Genomic DNA, 26,668 nt, shown 5'->3' with positions numbered 1-26,668 from the left:
CTTCAGGGAGGATAGGATATGACTGGGTCCAAAGTTTCACGCCGCGATGTTTTGAAAACCGGCGCCGCCGGCTCGCTGGCCCTGGCGGTGGAAGGCGGCCTCGCCTCGGCGCAGGAGAACCGGCCGCCGAATATCATCTTCATCATGGCCGATGACATGGGCTATGCCGATCTCTCCTGCTATGGCCGCACCGAATATCAGACACCCAATATCGACAAGATGGCGGCGGGCGGCATGCGCTTCCTGCAAGCCTATGCCAATTCCGCGGTCTGTTCGGCGACGCGCACGGCCTTGATCACCGGCCGCTATCAATATCGCTTGCCGATCGGCCTCGAAGAACCGCTGGCGAGCCTCGGCGACCGCCATGTCGGCCTACCGCCGGATCACCCCACCCTACCCTCGCTGCTGCGCAAAGCCGGTTATGGCACGACACTCATCGGCAAATGGCATCTCGGCAAATTGCCGGACTTCGGCCCGTTGCAGAGCGGCTACGATCATTTCTATGGTTTCCGGGGTGGAGCGGTCGATTACTTCACCCATAAGAGCGGCGGCCCGGCGACCGACACCCATGATCTATGGGAGAACGACGTCAAGGTGCATGAGGTCGGTTATCTGACTTCCCTGCTCGGCAAGCGCGCCACGTCCGTCATCGATGCTTATGCGAAGGCGCAGAAACCGTTCTTCCTCAGTCTGCATTTCAACGCGCCGCATTGGCCGTGGGAGGGCCCCGGCGACGAGGCTGAATCGAAGCGCATTCGTGGCCTCGCCCAATATGACGCCGGCTCGATGAAGACCTATGCCGAGATGATGGTCGCGCTCGATGCGGAAGTCGGCCGCGTGCTCGCCGCGCTCGATGCCAACGGCATCGCCGATAATACCCTTGTCGTCTTCACAAGCGACAACGGCGGCGAACGCTTCGCCAAGACCTGGCCGTTCTCCGGCCGCAAGACCGAACTTCTGGAAGGCGGCGTGCGCATCCCCGCCGTCGTGCGCTGGCCGCGCGGCATTCCCGCCGGCAAGACGAGCGAACAGACCATCATCAGCATGGACTGGATGCCGACCTTCCTGGAACTCGCCAAGACCGCGCCCGATCCTAAATATCCTATGGACGGGGTGAGCCTCGTACAGACGCTCGCCGGCACCGCGCCCGTCACACCGCGCAAGTTCTTCTGGCGTTATAAAAACCTGGAACAGCAGGCGATGCGTGACGGCGACTGGAAATATCTGAAGATCAAGAACAACACATTCCTGTTCAACGTCGTCGAGGATCCGATGGAGCGTGCCAACCACAAGATGCGCGAGCCGGCGATGTTCGAGCGCATGGTTGCGGAATATAAGACATGGAATGACACCATGCTGCCGATCGATCCGAAGTCGAACACCGCAGGTCCCACGGGCGCGCAACTGGCCGATCACTTCGGTGTCGAACCGCCGCCGAAGCCGCATTAGGCGGCGGGCAGCCCTGTTTTACCCACCTGAATGACTTCCGGCGCCGCACCGTATTTCTGTTTCGTGCTGCGATGGTAAGTAATGAAATCCGGCGCGGACAGCGGCTTGGAGAACAGCCAGCCTTGCCCGAAGTCGACGCCATGGGCGCGCAGATAAGCGGCCTGCTCTGCCGTTTCGATGCCTTCGGCGACACTGAACAGGCCGAGCGTGCGAGCCATGTCGATGATATAGGACGTGACCGAACTGGTGGCGGTGTTGCGGCCAACCGTGTCGATGAAGGACTTGTCGATCTTCAACGCGTCGAGCGGCAAGCCTTGCAGATATTGCAGGCTGGAATAGCCGGTTCCGAAATCATCGATCGCCACCGAATGGCCGAGTGCCCGTGCCTTGGCGAGCGTGGCTTTGGCCGCTTCGATATCGATGAAGCCGCGCTCCGTCGCTTCCAGCCAGATTTGCGCAGGGCGGATACCCGTCGGCGGTAGTTTCTCTGTCAGCACATCGAGGATGCGGCCGGAGGTGATATCGGCGGCGGACAGATTGATGGCGATATGCAGGGTTCTGTCACCGACGAGGGTCGGCCTGAGATCGGCGATGATGGCATCCACCACCTGATCGGTGATCGGCAGAATGAGGCCGCTCTCCTCCGCCAAGGGTATGAACAGATCGGGCCACACCAGCGAGCCATCGGGCCGCTTCCACCGCACCAGGGCTTCGGCTCCGATACAGATGCCGCTCTTCAATTCGACGATCGGTTGATAGCGCACGATGAACTCGCGCTTGCGCACCGCGATCTCAAGTTCGGCCAATGGCGACAGGCGTTTGCGTGAGAACCAGGCCACCGTGCCGACGATGAAGGCGGCAATGAACGCGCCGACCGGCAGCAGAAACAACCGTTCGCCGTGCAACCGGTCGGCGAGACGGGTGCGCGGCTCCATCGCGATCGCCCTGAGCCCATCATGATGCGCGACCGCATAAAGGGCCTGATCGGTCATGCCCTTTTTCGGCTCGCCCAACAGGCCTTTGACAAGGCCGGCATCCGGCGCGTTCAAAACATTGATCAAGGCGCCTTCCTCGTTGGCCAGCGCCAACGACACGTCCTTTTCCAGCAGAATGTCGACAAAACGCGAGGGCGCGATCAATACGTTGTAGTCGCCGGCATAGATCGCGGTCATCGGCTTGCCGCGGCTGACGCGCGGCTCGATCCGCATGCTGACCCCAAGTCCATCCGGGGTCGTATAGTCGACCGCAGTGCGCGGGATGGCGCCCTCGGTCATCCCCCATGACGTGCACTTCAGGAGACCGTCGGCGAAATAGCCGATTTCCTCTACCGAAGGCGTGTTGATGGCGATCATGCGCATGTGCCGGATATGCGCGTCGGAGCATGGTGGCAGACCCGCGGCCTTGATCTCATCAAGCGCCTGTCTGGCGTCCTTGAACGTATTGGCGGCGCGTTCGATCGCCTGATTCGCGAGCAGGTTCAGCGCGTCCTGCTCCTTCCCGACGGCAATACGCCACGACATATAGGCCATGGCGGCGATCGGGATGATCGCCCCGAGCAATCCAAGCAGAATGGCTGCCGCGATGATGCGGAAGCGCCGCGCGTCCATGTCCAGCCACCTGTCCCTTTGGCGAGGATTTCAGGCTATGGTCATTGAATTTCCATTAAAATTTTCAGTCGCACCTATTGGCTTCCCGCACAAATTGACCGAAAGGTGATCAGCCGCGCTTGGTGATCCAGGCGCCCCAGAACAGGCTTGAAAAGAAGCGCAGCGGCTTGTCGAAGCCCGCTTCCGCCAGCAAGTCGACGACGACCTGTTCGGAGGCCGGTGGATCGGCACCCTGCAGGATCTTACCGAGCTTGCTTTCAATCTCTTCAGTGCTGGCGCCGTTCATGCGCCAGCGCTGCGCCCAGGCCGCCATCATCAGGGGCTGCGAGGCATAGGCGTAGTGATTGCCGGCGAGAATGAAGGGCGCACCCGGCTTCAGGCGCGTGGCGATGTCGCGCAGGATCGCCTGTTTGGCCTCACGGCCAGGCAGATGATGCAGGACCCCGATCAGCGTCGCCGCGTCGAACTGGCGATCGGAGGGCAGATCGGCCACCGCGCCGACAACGACCTCGGTGCGATCCATGAGGCCCGCAGCCTCGATGCGCGAGATGGCCAGATCGAGCATCGGATGGGAGGGATCGACCGCGACGAAACTCCAGTTCGGTTCGAGCCGGCCGGCGACAACGATCTCATTGGCCGTACCGCCAGCGCCCGCCACCAGAATGGTCGCCGTGGACCCCGCACCCAAGGATGCCGCCAACAGACAGGCCGCCAGATCGTGACAGGCTTCGTAACCGGCCAGCGCGATGCGGCTCTGCTTTTCATATTCGGCAGCGCGGGCGGGATCGAATTTCGCGGCGGCGTCGGCGGTCATGGCTCAGGTTCCTGGATCGGCAGTATACTCCCGTGCTGAACCAATCACCCCACGTCGACAAACGAACTTTAAGCCCGCACAGGCGCCCTGCCCGGCGCGCATGGCTGGCTACCGCGCCAGGCGCCAGATCGCGGCGGCGGCTATAGCGGCGGGAATGGCGAACACGATCACCAGAATGGGCAGTTCGTCACGCACGGAATAGCCGGCCTTGGTCACGCCGACCCACATATTGACGAGCGCGACGACGAGCCAGACCGGGACGAAGAGCTTGGCGGCCCAAGCCATATTCGGCAGGGTCTCGCCCCATAATTTGCCGAACAGCAGAAACAGGCCGAGCAGAACGATACCGCCACCGATCACCATCGCCATATGCATGAGTAAGGTCCCCTTAGCGCACTACGGTCGATAGATAGCACCCTTCCGGCACTCTTGTCCTCGATCAGCGCCAACTGTGAGCCAATTCGTAATCCAGGCTCATTGCCCCTTTATCTCGACGGAATTTCCGTCGACTGGTAGGCAACGTTCGCCCACTAGAAAGCGCGCCTGATAATCGAACGGGTCCGCGCCATTCCGTCCAGATGGCACACCGCTTCTCGACGTCAGTCGCGATCTCTATGGCGAGAGCGTTGCGCTGGGGAACGGCCGGCTCGACATGATGTCGGTGATCGAAGCCATCGAAGCCCGCACGGATGCCTCCGCCACCACCGGGCGAAGCGAGACCTCAGGCTGAAGCGAACGTCATCACATGACGTTCATCTTATTGGCGATGGCATTGTATTGGCCCTGAACCTTCGAACCGACCATGCTGACCCCACCAATGATGGCGACGGCGATCAGTCCGGCGATAAGGCCATATTCAATGGCGGTAGCGCCGCGTGCATCGCGAATGAATTGCCGAACGAATTTCATGATGCATCCCCAAGGCGCCGGGCCTCTGACCCATTGCAACCTAAGCAGAATTTCCTCACCGAACCCTAAATTCAGCCGAAAGCTTTCAAGCAATTCATGAATGCGGATCATAGCCGCATGTCCGATTATGCGGCTAATCAGTTGGACGATTACGCCTTATTTCCTCCCTCGCCAGGCTGATTTTGCCGTCTGGCAGGAGATATCCGATGTTGAATGCCTCCAAACGCGCGCTGGAGCGATGAAAACGCTCCTCGCCCCGGCCGATCGCGACATTCCTACGGTCGCCGCGCCCATCACCTCCCGTTCCGCCGTCCCCAGCGGCCCGATCGCCAATCGGAGCTAGCGCGTCCTCGCCGTCCTCAGCGCCCTGATGGGGTTCGCCTGGATCTCGACCGATCTTTATCTGCCGGCCATGCCGGCCATGGGCCGAGCGCTCGGCGCGAGCGCCGGGACGATCGAACTGACGATCTCCGGCTATCTCGTCGGCTTCAGCCTCGGGCAATTGCTTTGGGGGCCGATCGGCGACCGCTACGGCCGTCGCCTGCCGGTGGCCGTCGGGCTTGTCCTTTTCATTATCGGCTCGGCCGGCTGCGCGCTGTCCGACAGCGCATCCACGATCATTTTCTGGCGGGTCGTCCAAGCGGTCGGCGCCTGTGCCGGCGTCGCCCTGTCGCGGGCCATGGTGCGCGATCTTTACGACGGCAATCGCGCCGCGCAGATGCTCTCGACCCTGATGACCGTGATGGCGATCGCTCCTCTCATCGGTCCGCTCGTCGGCGGGCAAATTCTCGCCGTCGCCGGATGGCGCGCGATCTTCTGGACGCTGGTCGGCGTCGGCCTGCTGACGCTCATGGCTCTGTTTACCCTGCCGGAGACGCTGCCGGCCAAGCGGCGCAACCGCGAGCCGCTGCAGCAGTCCTTCGCCCGTTACGGCGAGCTGCTGCGCCAGCGGCAGGTGCTCGGCTATGCCGGTGCCGGCGGCTTCTTCTACGCCGGCATGTATGCCTATGTGGCCGGCACGCCCTTCGCCTACATCAGCTATTACCACGTGCCGCCACAGCTCTACGGACTGCTGTTCGGCATCGGCATCATCGGCATCATGGCGACGAACCTGGTCAATTCGCGGATCGTCGCGCGCTTCGGCGGCGCGCGTCTTCTGGCCCATGGCACCAAGACCGCCGCCTTGGCCGGCATCGTCATGGCCGTGATGGCCTGGACCGGCTGGGGCGGTCTCTGGGGCTTGGTGCTACCGCTGTTCGTTTTCGTCTCGGCGACCGGCTTCATCGTCGCCAATTCGATCGCTGGTGCGCTGGCGGATTTTCCCGAGCGTGCCGGTACGGTCTCGGCCCTTGTCGGCGCCATTCACTACGGCAGCGGCATCGTCGGTTCTGCGCTTGTCGGCGCCTTCGCCGACGGCACGCCCTGGCCGGTGGCCGGCGTGATCGCGCTGTCAGGCCTTGGCTGCGCCGCCTCCGTCTGGCTGATCAAGCCGAAGGCACGCAAGACGCCTCTCTAGCGAGGGATCACTCCGGCGTATTCGTGGAGGTCGCGGCCCGCGTTGCGCCGTCGGCCGGAACGAAGACCACGCGGTTTCGACCGATCGTTTTGGCGCCGTAGAGCGCTTCATCGGCCAGTTTGAACGCGTCCTGAAACGATATGCCGGGCATTGGCGTGACCATCGTCACGCCAATGCTCACCGACAGAGGTTCGACGATCTGATTGGACAGATGCGCGAGCTGGACCGACCGGCGAATATCTTCGGCGACCTTTTCCGCGCCCTCGGGCGCCGTCGAAGGCAGTAGAACCGCGAACTCCTCGCCGCCATATCGGGCGGCGAAATCCGCCGGACGCTTGATATGTTTTCTGATGCAATGGGCGACGACGGCCAAAGCCATATCGCCGGCCACATGTCCGTTGCGGTCGTTATATTGCTTGAAATGATCGACATCGATGACAAGGATCGACAGGCTGCTTTTCTCACGCGCGCCACGCCGCCATTCGAGCGCGCTTCGCTCGTCGAAGGCGCGCCGATTGGGCAATTTCGTCAACTGGTCGATGCGCGACAACGCTTTGAGGTGGCCAGCGGCAGCGGCAAGCTTGATCTCGAATTTGCGGCGCAGCCTGAACTCGCGCAGGAGCATGAGGCCAAGCGCCGCCAGCGCCGCGCACAGGCCCAGCACCATGGCACTCAAGGTCAGCGCCTTCTGCCGCCATGCCGTATAGATGCGCTTCTCCGGCATGGCATAGGTGACGATGAGCGGAAGGTTCGGCACTCTGGCCGCTCCGTACAATCGTTCCATGCCGTCGATCGGCGAGGCGGCCGTGAAGATCGCCGTTTGCTTGTTCTCAATCGCCCGCAGCAGCGTCGTCTGACCGAGACGCTTGCCTATGTCCATCAGACTGAAGGGTTGCCGGCTGATCAAAACGCCGTCGGAACTGAGAACGGCGAACGCATCATCCTTGTGGGCGTTCAGGTTCATGAAAAGGGCTTGGAAATAAGCCAGACTGACACTACCCGCCACCACGCCCCCGAAGGACCCGTCGGCGTTCGCGATGCGGCGACTGACGACAATGATCCAGTCCTGATCGATCCGCGATTGCAACGGCTCGCTGACATAAAGAATGTCATCGTTCGCCCGCTGCTGAACTTTAAAATAGTTCCTGTCGGCGAAATTTTCCTTCGGCAGAACGTCGCCTTGCGATTGCGCGATCGCGCGACCGTTCGCGTCGATGACAACGATACGATTGAGATAACGCGCTTTCGACGCATAGTCGAAAAGCGCCAGTTGCCGCAGTTCCGGCGATGCCTCGGCGATGGCGGGATTCTTCAAGCCTTGAATGACGCCTTGCAACGATAGGCCATACAACTCGAAATTTCTTGAAATATCCTGGGCGATGGCCGTGGTCAGGCTCGTCGCTGCCTGCTGCGCCGCCACTTCCGCATCGCGTCTGGCGTCGAAAATCACATAAGCAAAGAAGGCTATCAGCCCCGCCATCGCGACGACCGCCAGGAGCCGGATCGCGGTGATTTTGCGCGCCAGCCGGAGATCGCCCAGCAGAGATCTTGCCTCAATCGACATGGTCATCAATCAAAATATAAAAACAAAACATAAAGGAGCGTCATAGTGGACACCCATTTGCCCGTTTTGACTATCCCGCCAGCGACCCAGGCGATCGACTTCGGTTAACGCATTCTTTCCAAACGGCGCGAACGCCGCCGCGCATTAACGCTCCCCCGGCCTTCCTCACACAACTGGCAACGCCCGATCAATGATCGCCCGGCTTTCGATCTCAGCTGCGGAACCGCCATAAGCGAAGGATGGATGTTCAAGGCGCAAACGGCAGAAAGCTTCGGCGTTCGGATTTTGCGCCGCCAGAAGAATCGCCGCCTGCGCCAAAAGCGCAATGCGCTCAACGCGATGGCGGGCGCTGGCTTCGTCGGCCCGCGTTCCCTCCAGCGTCGCTAGCGCGGCATCATAGATGGGATTGAGCCCGCGCGCCGTAGCGAACAGGTCCTTCAGGGCGGCGACAGCCTCGGGCTCGCGCTCCATCGCGCGTGCCACATCCAGCGCAATGACATTGCCTGACCCTTCCCAGATCGCGTTCAGCGGCGATTGGCGAAACAGCCGCGCCATCGGGCCGGTCTCGACATAACCGGCGCCACCCAAACATTCCATCGCCTCATAGACGAAGCCTGGCGTGCGCTTGCAGATCCAATATTTGGCTATCGGCGTCAGCAGACGAGCGAGCGGTTCGCGCGTGTCGAAAGCGACGGCAAGGCGGAAGCCTAGAGCGGTCGCAGCTTCGCTCTCAATGGCCAGATCGGCCAAGACAGCATCCATCGCCGGCTGATCGATCAACCGTTTCTGAAAGACCGAGCGATGTGCTGCATGCCACAGCGCCTGCGCCAAGGCGGCACGCATGGTCGAAGCCGAACCGATGACGCAATCGAGCCGCGTGTGTTGCACCATCTGCATGATCGCGGGAATGCCACGACCCTCCTCGCCGATGCGCCAGGCGAAGGCATGGTGATATTCGATTTCCGAGGAGGCATTCGAACGGTCGCCGAGCTTGTCCTTCAGCCGCATGATGCGGAAGCCGGCGTTGCGCTCGCCGTCCGGCTGCCAGCGCGGCACAAGAAAACAGGTGAGTCCCCGGTCGCTATAGGCCAATGTCAGGAAGGCATCGGACATAGGCGCCGAGCAGAACCATTTGTGGCCTGTCAACGCAAATGTGTCGCGGCTCACGTCGAGCGGTTCGGCGCGGGTCGTGTTGGCGCGCACGTCGGAACCGCCCTGCTTCTCGGTCATCGCCATGCCGATGGTGACGCCGGCTTTTTCCGAAGCCGGCTTGGAGGCCGGATCGTAGCGACTGGCGAGCACACGCCGCGCCCATTCGCTGCCGACGCCCGCGTCGCCTTTCAGCGCCGCGACGGAGGCGCAGGTCATCGTCATCGGACAGATGACGCCGGCATCGACCTGCCCGAGTATGAAGCTCAGCGCCGCATGAACCACATGGCCGTTTGAGGTGCCGTCCCAGGCCGACGCCGCGATACCGTTGTCGAGCCCGAGCGCCATCAGGTGATGATAGGCGGGATGAAAGCGCACCTCATCGATGCGCTGACCGTAATGATCGAAACTCTCCAGCACCGGCACCGAACGCTCGGCATCGCGCGCCCAGCCGATGACCTCGGCCGATCCGGCGCGGCGGCCAAATCGCGACAAGCGTTCGGCATGACCGCTTTCGCCGGCTTTCGTGACCGCATCCACCAAGGCGCGATCGCTGCTGAAAAGATCGATGCCTTCCAGCGGCGGCGGCTGGTTCGTCACCTCATGGGTATCGAGTGCCGTTATCGGTTTGCGTGTGGCCACGCGTCACTCCATACGCTCTCGCCTATTCCCGGCGCATCGCCGCATCGACGCTCCAGGGGCCAGGACCGGCAGCAGCAATATAGAGGAAGATGAAGCAGAACAGCATCGCCGCCTCGCCGGCGTTGAGCACGGGGAAGAAGCCACGCGGCGCATGATAGAGGAAATAGGCGACGGCCATTTCACCGGCGAGGATGAAGGCCACCGGCCGGGAGAACAGACCAATCAACAGGAGAATACCACCGACGATTTCCAGCACGCCGGCAATGTAGAAAGGCAAGGTCAGAGGCGCGGGGAATGGTGCCGGCCAGCCGAAATATTTCATCAGACCGTGGGTTATGAAAGTCGCGGCGGCGATGATGCGGACGATGCTCAGAAGCTGCGGCGCCCAGGGGCGAAGAAAGGTGAATTCCATATTCCCTCCTCTTCAGGCCGAAAAGCGTCCCAGCGGCATGTGTGCCGACCCGGGAATCGGAGGCCCTGCAACTCCAGTTTGCGCTGACTCTCCGCCTGCCACAATGCCTGGGCAAAATGCCCGCCGCCGTTTGCCTAAACTCAGCCAGTTCAACGGCCAAGCGTATAAAACTCGGCATTCGGCCGCATGCGGGTGACATTGGCCATGCGGTTGGAGAGCGCGAAGAAGGCAGCGATGGCCGAAATGTCCCAGGCGTCCTCGTCGGTAAACCCGTGGCGCGCCAGCGCGGCAAAATCCGCCTCCTCCACCGCATAGGCTTCCAAGGCCACCTTGAAGGCGAAATCGAGCATGGCCTTCTGGCGATCGGTGATGTCAGCCTTGCGATAGTTGACGGCCACCTGATCGGCGATCAGCGGATTCTTGGCGCGGATACGCAGAATGGCGCCATGGGCGATGACGCAATATTGACACTGGTTGGCATTGCTCGTCGCCACGACGATCATCTCGCGCTCGGCCTTGGTCAGATTACCTGATTTGTCCATCAGCGCGTCGTGATAGGCAAAGAAAGCGCGAAACTCGTCCGGCCGATGCGCCAGAACGAGAAAGACATTGGGAATGAAGCCCGACTTCTCTTGAACCGCCAAGAGCCGCTCCAGAATGTCAGGAGGGATATCGGACAGTTCAGGCACCGGAAAGCGGCTGATAGGATGGGTGGACATGGATCGGCCTCCGCGCGCCCGCGACTCATGCACTCAATCGCACCCGACCGGATCGGCGGCGCAATCCGCCAATAGTCGATCATGAACTAATCGGCGGTGCCTTCGACAAGCGACGCCAGACCTGTAAGATCATCGACGGCTTGCGGCCGCCTATGCCATCGCTTGGTTAATACTGGAGGGTGTCATGAAAAAGATCGCGGTTCTCGTCGGCAGCTTTCGCCACGGTTCGATCAATCAGCGTTTCGCCCGCGCGCTTGAACGGCTGGCTACTGGAAAATTACAGTTTGAATTTATCGATATTTCCGCGCTTCCCCATTATAATGAGGATCTATTGGCGCAAAAGCCGATGCCCGCGGCCGCTTACAAACAAGCGATCGCCGCATGCGATGGTGTGTTGATCATCACTCCGGAATATAATCGCTCGATTCCCGGCGTGTTGAAGAATGCGCTCGACTGGGGCACGCGGCCCTATCCCGAAAATGTCTGGCGGGGAAAACCGGCGGCCATGGCCGGCGCGTCCGGTGGCGCGGCTGGCACGGCGGTAGCGCAATCGCAATTGCGCAGCCTCTTGCCCGTGCTCGATCTGCGCGTCATGGCGCAGCCGGAGGTCTATCTGCAATACAAGCCCGATCTGATCAGCGACGACTTTCAGATCACCAACGACTCAACGCGCGGCTTTCTGCAGGGATTCGTCGACAAATTCGCCGCCTTTGTCGACGCGTGAACCAAGAAATGCAATCCTCCCAACGTCTCATCGATCCTTCATTGTATCTTTTCAAAAGAGTGTCCTAAACTGAGGCTTGGTCATATGGACCGTTAGGTAGCGGCAATCTTTCCAGGGGTGGAAACGATGAAGGCCCATGTTTCTCGCCGGGACATCCTCAAGGCCGGCGTGGCGGCCGGCGTCGCCATTGAGGTGTCATTCCTCCCATCCGCGCAGGCGCAACTCATCGAGACGCCGCCCCGCCCCGGACCAGATTGGCTGAAAGCCGACGGGCGCCCGAAATACCGTCTCGATGCGATCGCCAAAGTTACCGGCGAGAAGACATTTTCTCGCGACTATCGCGCACGCGATCTCGAGGGATGGCCGAAGGAGCAGTCGCACGCCTTCCTGCTGCATGCGACCCGCGTCGATCGCGTTTTCGACAGCGTCGATCTCTCTCTGCTCGGCGACGACCTGAAGCCCGACAGGCTGGTGCTGCACGAGGATCTGATTGCCGATGGCATCGTCATCCCCGTGCCCGGCTTCTATGGCGACGTCTTTCTGGTGCCCAAGGGACAGAACCCGCGCTTGCTCGGCCAGCCGGTTGCGATGCTGATCTATCGCGATTTCGCCCGCTATGACGCGGCCAAGCGTCTGCTGCGTTTCAACGACAAAGTGGTGCGTTACGGTGCCGAGGCGCCCTATTCCCATCCGCCGCATTATGGCGCCTCACGCTATGTGCGCATCGACGGCGGCACGCCGGACGCCGAAGACCGCTATTCGCCCTATAAGGACACGGTGATCTTCGCGGGCTTCAACGGCGACGAGGCCGCCTGGCCGAAACCAGGCGATGGCGATGCCATGGCGCGCGGCATGACCGCCGCCGAGGAGATCAAGAAAGACATCGACAGCGCCGGTGCCGATACGCTGGTGGTGAAGCATCAATATTTCTCGCAGTCGGTCGATGCTTCGGCGATGGAGCCGGACAATGGCAATGTCTGGTACGAGCCCTCGACCGGCATTCTGCATGCGATGATCGCCACGCAGTCGCCCTATGAAGTGGCGGAGGTGGCGGCAACCCTGGTGTCGAAATCGAAATTCCCGCTCAAGAAAATCGATCTCAAGGTCGGTTATACGGTAGGCTACGGCACCAAGGACCATTCGATCTTCCCGTTCTTCTGTGTCGTCGCCGCGCTTTATGGCGATGGGCGGCCGGTCCGTTTAGCCAACGATCGCTACGAGCAATTCCAGATGGCGCTGAAGCGTCATGCCTTCTGGATGGACAATGCTCTGGCGATCGACCGCAAGACGGGAAAGTTCCGCGCCATGAGCGGCCATTTCAAGAACGATGGCGGCGGACGCGCGAACTTCTCCTTCTCCGTCGCCTTCGTCGGCGCGACGGCGGCGCAATCGATTTACTATCTGCCGAAGAGCGATTTCTCCGCCGTGGCGCTGGCCTCCCGCGCAGTCGATGCCGGTTCGACGCGCGGCTATGGCACACTGCAATCGATGTCGGCCACGGAAATGATGATCGACGAGGCGGCCGAACTGTTGGGCATGGACGCGATCGAACTGCGCCTGCGCAATGTCTTCAAATCGGGCATGAAAAACACGCAAGGCGCGATCCCCGCCGGCGCGCTGCGCAACGAGGAAATTCTTGCCAAGGCACGCCGGCATCCGCTGTGGACCGAGAAGGCGAAGAAAAAGGCCGCTTACGAAGCGGCCAATCCGGGCAAAAAATATGGCGTCGGCTACGGTCACGTGCAAAAGGACTATGGCACCGGCGCCGAAGCGGCCCTCGCCACTTTGGAATTCGATGCCAAAGGAAAGCTGACCTTCGCCCATGTGGCGCATGAGATCGGCACGGGCACGACGACATCGCAAGCCATCATGGTGCGCGACATTCTCGGCAAGGCGCCGGAGGCAACCGAATACGGCAAGGTCGAGTGGCCACAGATGCCACTCGAAACCACCGATGAGCCCTATACGATGGCGCAGGCGGAAGAAGACAAGCGCAAGCAGAGCCCGCGTTGGACGCCGACGTTTACGTCGCCGATGAGCGCCACCAACAGCGTCTACTATCTCGGCCATGCGACACGCGAAGCCGCACGCACTCTGCTCGAACTCGCCATCTGGCCGGCCGCGCAATCGCTGTGGTCGCGCGGCATCGGCGGCGGCGTGATCGCGCCCTATTCCGTGCGGCGCGAGGATTTGCGGCTCGATGGCGGCGTGATCAACGCCGGCGGCCTGCCGGCGCTTACGTTCGAACAGGTGGCGGCGGAAGCGCATCGCCTCGGCCTCGTCACCGGCGTCACCGTACATACGTTCAACCGCTGGCAATGGGCGGAAGCGGAATTCGATATCGCCGGCAGCCGGCGCAAACTGCCGATCGATGCCCTGGCGGTTAAATATGGCGATGGCGCCAGCGCCGATAACAAGGCGCTGATGACATTGGCCGGCTGGCAGTTCGTCGAGCGCGCTTCGATCACCTATCCGCCGACCCAGCGCAACAATGCCGGCGTCACCTATTATGCGCCGATGGCGACCTTGGCCGAACTGGTGGTCGACACGGCGACGGGCGACGTCACCCTGCTCTCGCATCATTCGATCATGGAATGCGGCACGCAGGTGGTGCCCGAACTGGTGTCGGGACAGATCCAAGGCGGCATCGCCATGGGCATCGGTCACGCACTGAAAGAATATCTACCGCTCTACGAGGATGGTCCCGGCAATGGCACGTGGAACTGGAACCGCTATGAACTGCCCCGTTCCGCCGACGTGGCGGTGTGGTCGCAGACATCGGAAATTCTGCCGCCTCTCTCGGCGACCGATCCGCCAAAGGGCATCGCGGAAGTGGTGATGATTGCCATCGTGCCGGCGATCGCCAACGGGATCGCCCATGCCATCGGCAAACGGTTCTACGACCTGCCGATCACATCTGATAAAATCAGGGGGGCGCTGTCATGACGCTCGCGATGCGCAAACTGTCTCTGACCGTCAACGGCAAGACCATCGATCCGATCGACGTGCCGGAGACGATGATGATGCAAGACTTCCTCTACGAATATCTCAATCTCACCGGCTCGCGCATGGGCTGCGGCCAGGGCATCTGCCATGCCTGCACGGTGATCGTCGATGGCGACGACGGCGCCATGCGCGAAATGCGCACCTGCATCACCGGCGCTCATTGGTTCGCCGGCAAGAAGGTGCGCACGGTCGAAGGCCATGCGACGCGCGATGCTTCGGGAGCGATCACCGCTTTGTCGCCAGTGCAGCAGGCCTTTATCGAACATTTCTCGTTTCAATGCGGCTACTGTACGCCCGGATTCGTCACCGGCGCGACCGTGCTGATGGATGAGCTGAAGCGCAAGCCGGTGCGGCGCGCCGATCTCGAACAGACGATCAGCGAGGCGCTCGAAAAGCACATCTGTCGCTGCACCGGCTATGTCCGCTATTTCGAAGCGGTGCGTGACGTCATCCTGAAAACTCCCGGCCTCGTGAAAGCCTGACGATCATGCGCGCAAGAAAACTGCTGGGGGTATTAATCCTGCTGATCGTCTGTGGCGCCGTTCTCGCGGGCTGCATTTTCGCCGGCCTGTTCGAAAAGAGCGTGGTGGCCAAGGACATCGATCAGCCCTTGTTGCCCGACCAGATGAAGAGCCTGGCGCAGCGTGGCGCTTATGTCGCCGTGGCTGCCGACTGCTATGCCTGCCACACGACGACGGGCGGCGCGCCCTGGGCCGGCGGCCTGCCGTTCAAGACGCCGTTCGGCACGATCTATTCGACCAACATTTCGTCCGATCCTGACAACGGCATCGGCAATTGGAGCCGGGCCGAGTTTCATCGCGCCGTGCGCGACGGCGTCGGCAAGGGCGGGCGCCATCTCTATCCGGCCATGCCCTATGCCTCCTATCGCAAGATGACGCCGGAAGACGTGGACGCGGTCTATGCCTATCTGATGAGCCGGCCGCCGATGAAAGTGGCCAATCCGGCCAACGAACTCACCTTCCCTTTCAACATCCGGCAAGGCCTGACCTTCTGGAACCTGCTCAATCTGCCAAGCGAGACCCAGACGAAGGATGCCGCCCGCTCCGACGTGTGGAATCGCGGCCGTTATCTGGTCGATGCATTGGCCCATTGCGGCGAATGTCACACGCCGCGCAACCTCACCCAGGGCATGATCCCGAGCGATTATCTGAAAGGCGCCTTGCTCGAAGGCCTGTTCGCGCCTGACATCACCAAGGACGGCCTGACGCGCATGGGGTTCACGCCGCAACTTCTGGCCGGCTTCATGAATTCCGGTCTCTCGGCACAAGGCGCGATGACCAATCAGATGTATGAGGTCGTGCATTTCTCGACCCAGTACATGACCAAGGACGATCTCGACGCCATGTCGGCCTATCTCTTCGGCCTCGATGCCCTGCCGAAGGACGCAACACCGCCGGCGCCGCCCAAGCCGGTGCCGGTTGCGGCCGAAGTGGCGACCGCGGCGCGTGGCACCTATGTGGCACTGTGCGCCGCCTGTCACGGTGCCGAGGGGCAAGGCATTCCCCATGTGGTGGTGCCTCTGGCCACCAATGCCTCGCTGCGCCTGACAAGTGCCCGCAACCTGATCCACACGACGCTCAACGGCATTCCGGCCCGCCGCTTTCCGGGGCTTGAACGCATGCAGCCCATGCCGGCCTTCAAGGATGTGCTCGACGATCGCCAGATGGCCGACCTCGCCAATTGGATGCGCGCCACCTGGGGTGGCGAGCCGCCCAACGTGAAGGCGGAGGATGTGGCGGAGATTCGTAAAGGGCATTAGGCCTTACGGGTGGTGGCGGACACGTGCGTCGCCACCCGCCTTAACGTTTCTTAATCTGCCGTTCCCATCTTTTCGGAAAACTGCCACAAGTCTGACGCGATTTTCGCCAAGCTCCGCTCCGAGGTTGATGCGGGAGAGTGCAGATGAGAACGTTTCAAAAAACGACGGTCGCCGTGGCCCTATCCGCTCTCGCGCTCACGAGCGCCAACGCCCAGGATCGGCGCAAGAGCGACGACGTATTTGGCGCAAGCCCGAAGGACATCGTGCTGTCGACGGCTTCCGATTGGGGCGGCCAAGGCGGCGTCTACACCTGCGAGCAATGGAAGGCCTATCTCACCCGTCTGTTCAACCAGGCCGACGTCAAGCGGCATGGCTATATCGACGAACGGGAGTTCGGCACCATCCGGCGGGCAAGTCCGCTGTTCGAACGGGCAGAGTTCGGCTTTTTCGGCGCCGATGCGAAAGGCCGGATCAGCCGGCAATCCTTCATCGGTCAGCGCGGCATGTTCTTCGCCCGCTATGACAGGAAAGGCAGTTGCAGCGTCACCAGCGCCGAACTGGCGACCGCCACGGCAGCGGAGCAGAAGAGCGCGCCGACGGGCTTCAGCGGAGGTCGCGGCGGCCGGGGCGGCGGTGGTGGCGGAGGCGGCTTTGGCGGCATGAGCCTGGGTGGCGTCGGCGGCCGCTTCTAGGCCGCGTCATCCCTCGCCGTCTTCCTCATAGCGCAGGAGGTCGCCCGGCTGGCAACCGAGGAACTGGCAGATGCGCTCTAATGTCTCGAAGCGCACGCCTTTCACCTTGCCCTGTTTCAGCAGTGACAGATTGGCTTCGGTGATGCCGACATATTCGGCCAGGTCTTTCGACTTGGCATTGCGCTCCGCCAGCATGACATTGAGCCTGACCTTGATGGGCATGGCGGCCTCAGACGAATTGGGCGTTTTCATCGGCGATGGTCATGGCTTCCCGCATGACCCAGGCGATCAACGCAACAGTGCCGCCGAAGATCAGGCCGAGCACCGTGTCCGAACCGATGTTGAAAACAAGCGACTTGGTGCCGGGCGAGCCATGCCAGCTCAACAACACCGAGAGTGCCGCCCCGGCGAGCGGCTTCAACAGCGCCGAGGCGATGATGGCCATGGCGAAATTGCGTAGACGGCCAGCGCTCTCAGCCGAAAAAATGCGGCCGGCGGCGAAAGCGGCGAAGCAATGTCGTGCCTGCATCAGGCCATAGATCAGCGCGCCCAGCGGCACCATGGAAATGAGGAAAGCCAGCACGCGGATGGTGAAGCCGAGTTCGATCGTATAGCCGTGGCTCACGCCCGCTTGGGCGCTCAACAGGGCCGGTGTCGGTGTCACTGTCCAATAGACCAGCAAGGCCACCGTGAGCAGGATCGAGGTGGCGGTACAGGCCATAGCCAAAATCCGGCTCAGGCGGCGGATGCGCGCGAGGCGAAGGGCACGGACATTGTCGGAGAGGACTTCGGTGGACATGGTGGCTCCAATCAGATGATTTCTGATCTATAGCTATAAATTATCGTTTGACAATAAATTTTTTCCGCAATACGTCTCCGACACCGAAACGGAGAAGATGTATGGCCTGTCGCGTCCTCGTTATTGCTGCCCTGTTCGCCACCGGCATTTTCGCGTCCGCGCAGGCCGCGCCCTCGACATCGCGCGGCGAGATTTCCGTCGCGCAGGTCATGGAAATGCTTGAGAAGGCGCCGAACGAAGCGACGGCCCGGCAGATCCTGCTCGCCTATCTCGCCGGTGTCGGTGAAACCACCGGCATCCTGGTGAAGGCGGTCGGCACCCGCGCCACCTGCCAGGGACCGCTGACCTTGAACGACCGTGCCGCTCATCAAGCTCTTAGAGCGGCCACGCGCCAAGGCAATGCGGTGGAGACGCCGGCCACGCCCCTGCTCGTCGACGACATGATCAAGCGCGCCGGCTGTTCGCTGGGGCGTTGATCGCCTCAGCCTCGCTTCGACACCGACCAGGCGACGAAAGCCGCGATGACATTGGCCGCGACGCTGGCGAGGATCGGTAACAGATAGCTGTGGTTGATGTCGAAGATGAAGCCGGCGGCGCTCGGACCGATCAACGTACCGAAGGCGACGCTGGTGTAGAGAATGCCGATCAGGCTGCTGACATTACGCCCGCCGAAATGGTCCATCACCACGGCGGGTAGAATGGCGACCCAGCCGCCATAAGCGGCGCCGAACAGCAGTGCGAAAAGCGCCAGGGGCCAGAAACTCGTCGCGACCGCCCAGATCGCCAATGTCGCCGCCATGGCGATGAAGGTGGCAAGCAAGAAGGACTGCCGCCCCATCCGATCTGCGAGCCCGCCAAGAAAGAAACGCCCGGCCGTGCTGCCCACGCCAATGGCGCCGATCAGCAGCACAGCCGAGGACGCGTCAATGCCGTGATCGAGCGCATACGGCACGAGATGGACGAAGGGCACGAACACGCCGAAGGCACAGATGAGGCAAGCGGCATAAAGGCCTAGGAATTGCGGCGTGCGTACAGCATCGGCCACGGCAAAGCCTTGCACCGGGCCTACCCCACTGCCTGGTGCGGCTTCGCCATCCGGTGACAAGCCGCGATCCTTGGGATTGTCGACGATGAACAGCGCCATGCCGACACCGATAATCAAAGCCATGATCCCGAGAACGAGATAGGCCTGTCGCCAGCCGAAGGTGCCGATCAGCAGCGCCGCCAGCGGCGGCATGACGAGCGTTCCAACGCCAATGCCGCTCACCGCCAGACCGGAGGCAAAGCCGCGGCGACGCACGAACCAGCGCTGCACGGCGCCGACCGCCGGCACATAGGCGGCGCCGACACCGACGCCGATCCCCAGGCTGTAGGCCGCATAGACCTCGGTGATGGTGCGCGCGAAGGACGCCAGAATGAGGCCAAGACCGACCAGGACCATGCCTAAAATCGCCAACAGTCGCGCGCCCCAGCGATCGGCCAGCGGGCCGCTGACGATGCCAAGCGCGAAATAGAGAAACCCGGCGAAAGCAAAGACCAGCGACACCGATCCGCGCGAGGCGCCGAAATCCCGTTGCAGGGACTCCATGAAAGCGCTGAACGCATAGGCGCAGCCAAAGCCGACAAAAGTGACGGCAAAGGCCGCCGCGACGACGAGCCAGCCATAGAAAAAGCGGGAGGACGGCATTGGGTTCAGGGACTACACTGCGATCAGGGAAGGATAGCGCAGCCTAAACCAGATTTCTGTCAGCAGGCGAGCGGCCGGCGCAGGGCAGCCCTGTGTGCGGGAGCCCTACCCGCCCCCCGCCACGGGATAAGGCCCCTCCTCGAAGACTCTGTCGTGATAGCCCTTGCTGCCAACGGCCACGGCGAGCGGACTGCGAAAATCGCGGCCCTCTCGTAAGCATTCCAGCACATGGGCGAAATTATAGCTGGGATTCCATCCGAGCTCGCGCCGCGCCAGGTCGTTGACATAGACCCGGTCAATCGACGGAAAGAGATGCCAGCCCTTTTTTGCATAAAGCGCCGCGCAATCGGAATAAAGCCGCCGCATTACGCCAGCCGCATCCTGGCGCAGATCCGCGAGATCGTCCTGGCCGAACGGGCTCGTCGCCGAAACGATGTAGCGGGCAAAGCCCATTGTTGGCGCTCGCTCGGCAGCGCACAGATGGGCCTCGACCGCATCGGCGATATCGAGGCGGCGATGCAGCAATTCGTTGGCTTGCGCATTGTCGAGATCAAAACGCGCGCGCATGGCGGCATCGTCATCGGCCTCCGGGAAGAAACGCGACGTGCGCAGAACGATCACCGGCAGCTTATGCCGGCGTGCAAACAATTCGCTGAGCGTCTCAGCCATCAGTTTGGTCGTGCCATAAATGTTCTTGGGTACGGGGGTTACCCCCTCGGTTACCCAAGCGGCGGGCTCCCCCGGTGCTGGCGTTAACGCGCTTCCGAAGGTACTCGTCGTGCTGGTGAAAATGAAACCTTCGACACCCGCCGTTACGGCTTCTTCGAGAAGCCGTAACGTGCCGGTGACATTGACGTCGATAAAGTCCTGCGCCGTATGGGTGACCACATGCGGTTTATGCAGAGTCGCGGCATGCAGAACCGTGCCGATCCCCTTCATGCAATCCCGCACGAAAGCGGCATCCAGGATGGAGCCTACGTGATCGGTAAAGGCCGACGACTTGATATCAATGCCTCGCACGGGCATTCCCCGCACCCGAAGCGTCCGAACCAGCGCTTCGCCGAGATGGCCGGCGCTGCCGGTTACTAGAATGATCTTTGGGCTGTCCTTCATCGGCCAGGATTAGCGCGGATGATGTGGGACGGCCATGCATATATTATGCGTGGCCGCTTTCGTCGTTCCTGCCAAGCAAAACGCCCATGGCGGTGTGGATCCACAACCACTCATTGCTGAACGCGTCGGATGGATCGTCGCCACGCAGGATCGCCAGCAGTTGTTGATAACGTCCGGCGCGATCGTGATGCCGGCGATATTGATCGAGGTGCCACTGGATGAGCGAGTGATCCGGTTCTCGCTGCATGGCTTGCGCGGAAGCTTCGAGCCAGGCGCGCGCGATTCGCAGGCCTGTCTCGCCTTTTGTGTCGTCCTTGCGCGCGATGGCCGCCTTCACATCGTCGAAAGTCGCATTGGCCGCCTTGGCATAGACGTTGGGATCGAAATCCTTGGTCCACATCGTCTGGGCGCCAGCTTTGATTTCCGCCAGGTAGGACTCGTCCGACAGGATCGTCATGATCTCGTTCCAGGCATCGATCTGCGCCGGCGTCGGTTCGTCCGGCAATGTCGGCGTGGCGGCATCGACCATCTGCTGCCTCCAGGCATCGTCGATATGCGCGCCAGCCGCGACCTTGTCGTAAAATTGTTCGACAGCGGCGTGGAACTGGGTTTGCGAAAGATGGGTCATGGTCCAGAGTCTCCTGAGATCGGCTTCCGTGGGATCGGCTGTCCGCAAGGCAGCTCTCAGGGTGGCGGCGATGCGACGCTGCGCGCGCATTTCCGCCTCCAGCGTCTGTAAACGCATTTCAAGAACCTGCCGGAGCGGTAGCCGCCGAGCAAGCAGCTTGCCGATGGCCTCAAGACCAATGCCGGCTTGCCGCAACGCTCGGATGAGATCGAGACGGGCCACATCGTCGTCGGAATTGCTCGCGCTGCGCAGGCGCGGCGGCAACAATTTCCGGTCAGAATAAAACCGAATTGTGCGCACCGACACGCCGCTGAGTTTGGCCAACTCGCCGATGGTGTAGTTTTTCTCGCTGTGGTTCGTCTCGCTCGCCGTCCTAGAACCTCCACCAGGTGGGGGGTCAAGCGCCACGTCCGCCGGTTTATCGAACGTCTAGGCTGCAAACGTTCAAATATCCAGTGACGACCACAAAAGCCGGCGCGTACCTCGCGCCGGCTCAATATTCGTCTATTCCAGAACCTCGACAACATGTCCGTCATTGGGATCGACGATCACACGGCGTTGTTCGATGACGACCGGGCGATCGCGCAGGTAGGGTGATGACGGGTCCACCGCCTCGATGTTGCGGATGTTGCGCGGCGGGCGTGGCGTGGTGTCGATCATTTCGTTGGAATAAGGCGCGACAGTTACGGGCCGCCCCATGGACGGTTGTCGAATATATTCGCGCTCCAGCACGACCGTCCGCTGATTGTACGGATCGACCTGAATATATTCCCGGACGATCGTTCGCTGCCGTGGCTGAACATAGACTTCCTGTGCGATACTGGCACCGGTGCCGATCAAAAACATGGTGCCCGCTAGGGCCATCCCTGTTGTAAGGCGCATGATGGCCTCCTCTAGTTGCCACCCGCCCCGAAGCAAACTCCGGCAGTCCATGATCGTTCCGACAGGAATCTGAATTGAACGACGCCACATGCGTGGCGAAAGCGCCGCAGATGTGTTGCTTTGCCGATTTGCGGAACCATCGCCACTGATGCCTGTTGGCTTTTATATCGCGCGCCGCGCGATCGAGCTGACAATCCCAGCCTGAGGAGGCAGCTTTGGTTTTTCGCATCTCCCCCATCCGCGCACGACAGGGCAGCAAAGGCATGCGCGTGCTCGCCATTCTGCTGGGCAGCCTCGTTCTCGCATTAATGGCTTGGTTCGCGGCGGAAATTTACGGGGTGTCGAACTCGCGCCATGGTTCCCCAGTCGATACAAATACATCGACACAGCAGAAACCGTAAAATGCCGTCTGCTAAAGGACTCAGTAACCACCAATAATCGGCAGAATTTCTCCTGTGATGTAACTGGAGCACTGCGGTGAAGCGAGAAAGACATAAGCGGGCGCAATTTCCTCCGGTTGCGCCGGTCGCTTCATCGGGGTTTTGGCGCCAAACATGGAAACATCGCTCGCTTCTTTGTCCGACGGATTCAGCGGCGTCCACACCGGCCCGGGCGCCACGGCATTCACCCGTATGCCGCGTTCGACGAGATTGGCGGCAAGGGCCCGCGTAAAGGCATGAATACCGCCTTTGGTCATAGAATAATCGAGCAATTCCTTGCTCCCCTCGATACCCGTGACAGATCCCGTGTTGATGATCGCGGCGCCCGATCGCATATGTTTGACGGCGGCCTGAGCCATATAAAAATAGCCGTAGAGATTGGTCTTGAGAGTCATATCGAAATGTTCCGCGGTGAGATCCTCGAACGCGGCGACATGAATCTGAAAGGCGGCGTTATTGACCAAAACATCGAGCCGGCCCAGACGTTTGACCGTCTGCAGGACGGCATCGTCACAATAATCGCGGCGGCAGACATCGCCAGGCAACAGAAGACATTGCCGTCCCTCGGCTTCGACAGCAGCCTTCGTTTGCTTTGCATCTTCATGTTCCGAGAGATAGCCAATGGCGACGTCGGCGCCTTCCCGTGCGAACAGAACCGCCACGGCGCGGCCAATACCTGAATCGCCGCCGGTGATCAGCGCCACCTTGCCATGCAGCTTCCCGGATCCCGTGTAATAAGGCGCATCGTAAAGCGGCGCTGGATCGACATGGGTTTCATGGCCAGGCTTTGGCAAATGCTGCTTAGGAAAAGGCGGCGCCGGATATATGCGGGCCCCGGCTTGCACGGCGGCCGGCTGATCCACCTTTTGGCGATCCTTGGTGCGGGCTTCATCGACCGCATCGACCTGCTTTTGAATGGCGCGCTGCTTTTTTGTCGCCTTCACAATCGAAGTCGTCGTCATCGCTCGATCTCCGTGAACAGAGCAGCGTTTCGTCTTTACCGAAGATGCGATCAGCCAGCCTGATTGCGTTTGCGCGTGGCCGCCGCCTTCTTCGCCGAAGCCGATCGCGCACTGGCAGGACGGCGCGCCGCGGCTTTCCCGCCCAGGCGCCCGCCCTTGCGGGCCGCGACTTTCGTGTCGGGGACCCCACGGCCAGAGCCTGATTTATTGCCGCCGCCACTTTCCTTATTGACGGTGGCCCAGGCGCGTCGCTCGGCCTCATCCTCGGGAATGCCGCGTTTCTCGTAGCCTTCCTCGATATGTTCAGCCTTGCGCTTCTGCTTGTCGGTGTATTTGTCCTTATCGCCTCTGGGCATGGTTCGCTCCTGTGGCTGATCCGATACGGACCCAACTCCACGCCTTATGAACGGTTCCCCAATGCCTCCTGACACATCCTGACGGCAGGAGGTGGCTAGGTTCCATCACCGAGCGCAGGAGGACCAGATGCTCAAGTTCTACTTCACGCCATTTTCCCGATCGACCGGCGTTCATTGGCTGCTGGAAGAACTCGGCATTCCCCATGAGCCTGTGGTCATCGACATCCGTCAACCGGGCGGCGTGCCGGAGAACTATCGCGCCATTCAACCGAACAAGAAAGTGCCGGCGATCGACCATGACGGCACGGTCGTCACCGAACGCGCCGCAATCTGCCAGTATCTGACCGAGGTCTTTCCGCAGGCCGGACTGGCGCCCCTGCCCGGCGATGCCAAACGCAGCGCGTTTCTGACCTGGATCGTCTATTGTGATTCCGTCTTCGATCCCTGTCTGGCGGCACACGCGCAGAACATGGACTATCGGCCGAGCGCCTTCTCCTTCGGCTCCTTCGACGACATGATGGCCAACCTCGACAAACAGCTCGCGCGACATCCTTTCGCGATTGGCGATACGTTCTCCGCCGTCGATACGCAATTGGCGTCTGGCATTCACTTCGGCATCAACATTCTGAAAGCGATGCCGGCGACACCCGTGTTTGAAGCTTATCTCGGCCGCTGCATGACACGGCCGGCCTTCCAACGCGCGATGGAGCGGGAAGGCACGGCCGCGAAAGACGTCACGCCAATGAGCTTCTGAGCCAAATCGCCTTTCGATCGAAACGCGATTTGCTCTAAGCCGGCGCCCATTTCAGCGCGACGATGCCGGCGACGACCAAAGCTACACCGGCAAGCCGCAGGGGATGCAGGGTTTCACCGAACAGCCACACGCCCATCACCACCGTGCCGACGGCGCCGATGCCGGTCCACACCGCGTAGGCGGTGCCGACCGGCAACACGTCGAGCGTGCGGCCCAGGAGATAGACGAAGATGCCCAGCAAGAGGAGCGACAGCAGGGTCCAGCCCGGTCGCGTATAACCTTGCGCATATTTCATCGCGATCGCCCAAGCAACATCGCAGAGGCCCGCGACGACGAGCCAGAGCCAGGCAGCGCTCTGTGTCATTCTGCCCTCACGCCGCGACCACAGGATCTTTGACTTGCAGGCCTTGCGCCAGCATGGCTTCCCGCACCGAAGGGCGCGCGGCAACGCGATCCATCAGGGCGCGCAGATAGGTGAAGCGCGAGAGATCGATCTTGGTGAATTGCGACCAGCCGACGATGGTGAACAGATAGGCGTCGGCGGGCGAGAAATCCAAACCGAGCAAAAACGGTCCGTTGGTGGCGAGCTGCGCATCGACATAGGCCAGCCGTTGGGCGAGCTTGCCGCGCGCCACCTCCTGCGCCTGCGCGCCGTATTCGGGATGGAACAGCCAGGGGCTGTACATCTTGTGCAGTTCGGAGCTGATGAAGACGAGCCATTGCTCCAGCCGGACGCGGGCCAATGTGCCGGGCGGCGGTACGAGTTTATTCTCCGGCTCATAGTCAGCCAGATATTGCATGATGGCGACGCCCTCGGTGAGGACAGCACCGTCATCGAGCCGCAGCGCCGGGACATAGAGATTGGGATTGACGCTCGCATAGTCGGTGCCGCTGCTGGTTAGCCGCGGCGTCTTGCCGAGATCGACCCGTTCCAGGTCGAGCGCGATCTTGGCTTCATTGGCGACGATATGCGGGGCGAGCGAACAGGTTCCGGGGGCGTAATAGAGCTTCATGGGGTCTTATCCTTGCGAGAGGCGCCGCGATGGCGCGATCGGTCGGTCCGCAATATGGAGCCGGCATGAACGCAATACTCGTTGGATTTTTGCCAGTCCTGTTTGCATGACTGCAAGCCGATGCTCTGCTAGAACGGAGCCTGTGGAAGACTGGAACGACCTCAAACTGGTTCTGGCAGTGCACCGGGCTGGCAGCCTGACGCAAGCGGCCCAGGCCCTCGCCATCGATCATTCGACCGCTTTCCGGCGGCTCAAGGCGCTGGAAACGCGGCTCGACGTGCGCCTGTTCGAACGGCTGCCGGGCGGCGTCTACCAGACGACGCCGGCTGGCGCGCGCATGGCGGCGGGCGCCGAGCGGATGGAGGACGAGGCGCTGGCGCTCGACCGCGACATTGTCGGCGGCGACCATCGCCTGTCCGGGCAATTGCGCATCACCTCGTCGGAAACCCTTGCCTACAGCCGCCTCACCAGCCATCTGGCCAGCTTCCGGCGCGTCCATCCCGGCATCGTCGTCGAGCTGGTCATCGAGAACCGCGTGCTCAGCCTGTCGCGGCGCGAGGCCGACATCGCGCTCCGCCCCGTCCGGCCGAAGGAAGGCGAATTATGGGGGCGCAAACTGGCCGATATGGCCTGGGCGCTCTATGCGGCGCCGGACTATCTTGAAGCCCACGGCGCGCTGCACGGTGCAGATGATATCGACCGCCACGCGGTGATCGGTTGGGAAGCCGGGATCGCGGGCATCGCTGCTGCCGACTGGCTCGGCGAACACGTGTCGCCATCGGCTTTCGTCTATCGCTCCAACAGTCTGGTCAATCAGTCCATCGCCGCCAAGGCCGGCGTCGGCATCACCCTCCTACCCTGCTATCTGGGCGACAGCGAAGCTGGCCTTGCCCGCGCGCTCACCACGCCGATCGCCGAGATCGCTGGCGAATTGTGGATCGTCACCCATGTCGATCTGAAACAGACCGCGCGCGTGCGCGCCTTCTTCGATCTCGTCGGCGAGAGTTTCGTCCGCGAACGCGATCTCTTCGAGGGGCGCAGGTTCTGATCG

28 protein-coding genes and 1 pseudogene are annotated in these 26,668 nt (G+C 61.6%); 11 read left to right on the top strand and 18 right to left on the bottom strand.

Features of this window, described 5'->3' with window-relative positions:
* Positions 1-18: 18 nt before the first annotated feature.
* Positions 19-1,449 carry a sulfatase-like hydrolase/transferase gene (locus OIM99_RS13570; RefSeq protein WP_311850953.1) on the top strand — a complete coding sequence of 477 codons (1,431 nt, stop codon included), beginning with the start codon at positions 19-21 and terminating at the stop codon, positions 1,447-1,449.
* On the opposite strand, the gene OIM99_RS13565 is transcribed toward OIM99_RS13570, so the two are convergent.
* The 4 genes from OIM99_RS13565 to OIM99_RS13550 form a co-directional block, all read right to left on the bottom strand.
* A complete protein-coding gene (locus OIM99_RS13565) occupies positions 1,446-3,056 on the bottom strand; it encodes an EAL domain-containing protein (protein WP_311850952.1) in 1,611 nt (536 codons plus the stop codon). The two genes, OIM99_RS13570 and OIM99_RS13565, sit on opposite strands and share 4 nt — an antisense overlap.
* A gap of 109 nt (positions 3,057-3,165) precedes the next feature.
* Positions 3,166-3,870, bottom strand: a complete 705-nt coding sequence (locus OIM99_RS13560) for a class I SAM-dependent methyltransferase (RefSeq protein ID WP_311850951.1) — start codon at positions 3,868-3,870, stop codon at positions 3,166-3,168.
* A gap of 108 nt (positions 3,871-3,978) precedes the next feature.
* On the bottom strand, positions 3,979-4,245 hold the full coding sequence (locus tag OIM99_RS13555) for a hypothetical protein (protein ID WP_311850950.1): 267 nt from the start codon (positions 4,243-4,245) through the stop codon (positions 3,979-3,981).
* 366 nt (positions 4,246-4,611) lie between these two features.
* A complete protein-coding gene (locus OIM99_RS13550; RefSeq protein ID WP_311850949.1) occupies positions 4,612-4,779 on the bottom strand; it encodes a Flp family type IVb pilin in 168 nt (55 codons plus the stop codon).
* Positions 4,780-5,137: 358 nt separating this feature from the next.
* Here OIM99_RS13550 and OIM99_RS13545 point away from each other — a divergent pair.
* Positions 5,138-6,295, top strand: a pseudogene (locus OIM99_RS13545) (multidrug effflux MFS transporter); the annotation flags it as partial.
* Between the two features lie 7 nt (positions 6,296-6,302).
* Here the strand turns inward: OIM99_RS13545 and OIM99_RS13540 are convergent.
* The 4 genes from OIM99_RS13540 to OIM99_RS13525 form a co-directional block, all read right to left on the bottom strand.
* Positions 6,303-7,859, bottom strand: a complete 1,557-nt coding sequence (locus OIM99_RS13540) for a sensor domain-containing diguanylate cyclase (RefSeq protein WP_311850948.1) — start codon at positions 7,857-7,859, stop codon at positions 6,303-6,305.
* Between the two features lie 165 nt (positions 7,860-8,024).
* Positions 8,025-9,650 (bottom strand): acyl-CoA dehydrogenase family protein, encoded by a 1,626-nt coding sequence (locus OIM99_RS13535; RefSeq protein ID WP_311850947.1) that lies wholly within the window; start codon positions 9,648-9,650, stop codon positions 8,025-8,027.
* Positions 9,651-9,672: 22 nt separating this feature from the next.
* A complete protein-coding gene (locus tag OIM99_RS13530; protein WP_311850946.1) occupies positions 9,673-10,062 on the bottom strand; it encodes a DoxX family protein in 390 nt (129 codons plus the stop codon).
* Between the two features lie 149 nt (positions 10,063-10,211).
* Positions 10,212-10,781: a peroxidase-related enzyme gene (locus OIM99_RS13525; RefSeq protein ID WP_311850944.1), complete on the bottom strand. Its 570-nt coding sequence runs from the start codon at positions 10,779-10,781 to the stop codon at positions 10,212-10,214.
* Positions 10,782-10,965: 184 nt separating this feature from the next.
* Here OIM99_RS13525 and OIM99_RS13520 point away from each other — a divergent pair, with 184 nt between their 5' ends.
* The 5 genes from OIM99_RS13520 to OIM99_RS13500 all read left to right on the top strand — a co-directional run bounded on the left by OIM99_RS13520 (position 10,966) and on the right by OIM99_RS13500 (position 16,983).
* Positions 10,966-11,505, top strand: coding sequence for an NADPH-dependent FMN reductase (locus OIM99_RS13520; protein WP_311850943.1), 540 nt, complete (start codon positions 10,966-10,968; stop codon positions 11,503-11,505).
* A gap of 126 nt (positions 11,506-11,631) precedes the next feature.
* Positions 11,632-14,451, top strand: a complete 2,820-nt coding sequence (locus OIM99_RS13515; protein ID WP_311850942.1) for a molybdopterin cofactor-binding domain-containing protein — start codon at positions 11,632-11,634, stop codon at positions 14,449-14,451.
* Between the two features lie 8 nt (positions 14,452-14,459).
* Complete coding sequence (locus tag OIM99_RS13510) at positions 14,460-14,993, top strand: 2Fe-2S iron-sulfur cluster-binding protein (RefSeq protein WP_311852262.1); 534 nt, start codon at positions 14,460-14,462, stop codon at positions 14,991-14,993.
* A 5-nt stretch (positions 14,994-14,998) separates the two neighbouring features.
* Complete coding sequence (locus tag OIM99_RS13505; RefSeq protein ID WP_311850941.1) at positions 14,999-16,291, top strand: cytochrome c; 1,293 nt, start codon at positions 14,999-15,001, stop codon at positions 16,289-16,291.
* A 143-nt stretch (positions 16,292-16,434) separates the two neighbouring features.
* A complete protein-coding gene (locus OIM99_RS13500) occupies positions 16,435-16,983 on the top strand; it encodes an EF-hand domain-containing protein (protein ID WP_311850940.1) in 549 nt (182 codons plus the stop codon).
* 6 nt (positions 16,984-16,989) lie between these two features.
* Here OIM99_RS13500 and OIM99_RS13495 read toward each other — a convergent pair whose 3' ends face one another.
* A complete protein-coding gene (locus tag OIM99_RS13495; protein WP_311850939.1) occupies positions 16,990-17,205 on the bottom strand; it encodes a helix-turn-helix transcriptional regulator in 216 nt (71 codons plus the stop codon).
* Between the two features lie 7 nt (positions 17,206-17,212).
* The gene (locus OIM99_RS13490) at positions 17,213-17,782 is read right to left on the bottom strand and encodes a DUF2975 domain-containing protein (protein WP_311850938.1); all 570 of its coding nucleotides are present in this window, start codon (positions 17,780-17,782) and stop codon (positions 17,213-17,215) included.
* Between the two features lie 101 nt (positions 17,783-17,883).
* Here OIM99_RS13490 and OIM99_RS13485 point away from each other — a divergent pair, with 101 nt between their 5' ends.
* Positions 17,884-18,258 carry a chlorophyllide reductase gene (locus OIM99_RS13485; protein ID WP_311850937.1) on the top strand — a complete coding sequence of 125 codons (375 nt, stop codon included), beginning with the start codon at positions 17,884-17,886 and terminating at the stop codon, positions 18,256-18,258.
* A 5-nt stretch (positions 18,259-18,263) separates the two neighbouring features.
* On the opposite strand, the gene OIM99_RS13480 is transcribed toward OIM99_RS13485, so the two are convergent.
* From OIM99_RS13480 to OIM99_RS13465, 4 genes are all read right to left on the bottom strand, one after another.
* The gene (locus OIM99_RS13480) at positions 18,264-19,469 is read right to left on the bottom strand and encodes an MFS transporter (protein ID WP_311850936.1); all 1,206 of its coding nucleotides are present in this window, start codon (positions 19,467-19,469) and stop codon (positions 18,264-18,266) included.
* Between the two features lie 105 nt (positions 19,470-19,574).
* On the bottom strand, positions 19,575-20,582 hold the full coding sequence (locus OIM99_RS13475; RefSeq protein ID WP_311850935.1) for an NAD(P)-dependent oxidoreductase: 1,008 nt from the start codon (positions 20,580-20,582) through the stop codon (positions 19,575-19,577).
* A 43-nt stretch (positions 20,583-20,625) separates the two neighbouring features.
* Positions 20,626-21,618, bottom strand: a complete 993-nt coding sequence (locus OIM99_RS13470; RefSeq protein ID WP_311850934.1) for a MerR family transcriptional regulator — start codon at positions 21,616-21,618, stop codon at positions 20,626-20,628.
* 96 nt (positions 21,619-21,714) lie between these two features.
* Positions 21,715-22,092: a hypothetical protein gene (locus OIM99_RS13465; RefSeq protein ID WP_311850933.1), complete on the bottom strand. Its 378-nt coding sequence runs from the start codon at positions 22,090-22,092 to the stop codon at positions 21,715-21,717.
* A 215-nt stretch (positions 22,093-22,307) separates the two neighbouring features.
* On the opposite strand from OIM99_RS13465, the gene OIM99_RS13460 reads away from it, so the two are divergent.
* A complete protein-coding gene (locus tag OIM99_RS13460; RefSeq protein WP_311850932.1) occupies positions 22,308-22,493 on the top strand; it encodes a hypothetical protein in 186 nt (61 codons plus the stop codon).
* A 20-nt stretch (positions 22,494-22,513) separates the two neighbouring features.
* Here OIM99_RS13460 and OIM99_RS13455 read toward each other — a convergent pair whose 3' ends face one another.
* Together OIM99_RS13455 and OIM99_RS13450 are read right to left on the bottom strand one after the other, a co-directional pair.
* Positions 22,514-23,494 (bottom strand): SDR family oxidoreductase, encoded by a 981-nt coding sequence (locus OIM99_RS13455; protein WP_311850931.1) that lies wholly within the window; start codon positions 23,492-23,494, stop codon positions 22,514-22,516.
* 50 nt (positions 23,495-23,544) lie between these two features.
* The gene (locus OIM99_RS13450; protein ID WP_311850930.1) at positions 23,545-23,850 is read right to left on the bottom strand and encodes a plasmid stabilization protein; all 306 of its coding nucleotides are present in this window, start codon (positions 23,848-23,850) and stop codon (positions 23,545-23,547) included.
* Positions 23,851-23,977: 127 nt separating this feature from the next.
* Between OIM99_RS13450 and OIM99_RS13445 the strand changes: the two genes are divergently transcribed.
* The gene (locus tag OIM99_RS13445; RefSeq protein ID WP_311850929.1) at positions 23,978-24,604 is read left to right on the top strand and encodes a glutathione S-transferase family protein; all 627 of its coding nucleotides are present in this window, start codon (positions 23,978-23,980) and stop codon (positions 24,602-24,604) included.
* A 34-nt stretch (positions 24,605-24,638) separates the two neighbouring features.
* On the opposite strand, the gene OIM99_RS13440 is transcribed toward OIM99_RS13445, so the two are convergent.
* Together OIM99_RS13440 and gstA are read right to left on the bottom strand one after the other, a co-directional pair.
* Positions 24,639-24,968 carry a multidrug efflux SMR transporter gene (locus OIM99_RS13440; protein WP_311850928.1) on the bottom strand — a complete coding sequence of 110 codons (330 nt, stop codon included), beginning with the start codon at positions 24,966-24,968 and terminating at the stop codon, positions 24,639-24,641.
* A gap of 7 nt (positions 24,969-24,975) precedes the next feature.
* Entirely contained in the window at positions 24,976-25,617 is a 642-nt protein-coding gene (gstA, locus tag OIM99_RS13435) for a glutathione transferase GstA (RefSeq protein WP_311850927.1), read from the bottom strand.
* Positions 25,618-25,759: 142 nt separating this feature from the next.
* On the opposite strand from gstA, the gene OIM99_RS13430 reads away from it, so the two are divergent.
* Positions 25,760-26,665 carry a LysR family transcriptional regulator gene (locus OIM99_RS13430; protein ID WP_311850926.1) on the top strand — a complete coding sequence of 302 codons (906 nt, stop codon included), beginning with the start codon at positions 25,760-25,762 and terminating at the stop codon, positions 26,663-26,665.
* The last annotated feature ends 3 nt before the right edge of the window (positions 26,666-26,668 follow it).

Source organism: Methylocella sp. CPCC 101449, from assembly GCF_031921685.1.
In the GTDB taxonomy this organism is placed as follows: domain Bacteria; phylum Pseudomonadota; class Alphaproteobacteria; order Rhizobiales; family Beijerinckiaceae; genus Terripilifer.
This window is presented reverse-complemented; position numbering and strand designations above follow the sequence as displayed.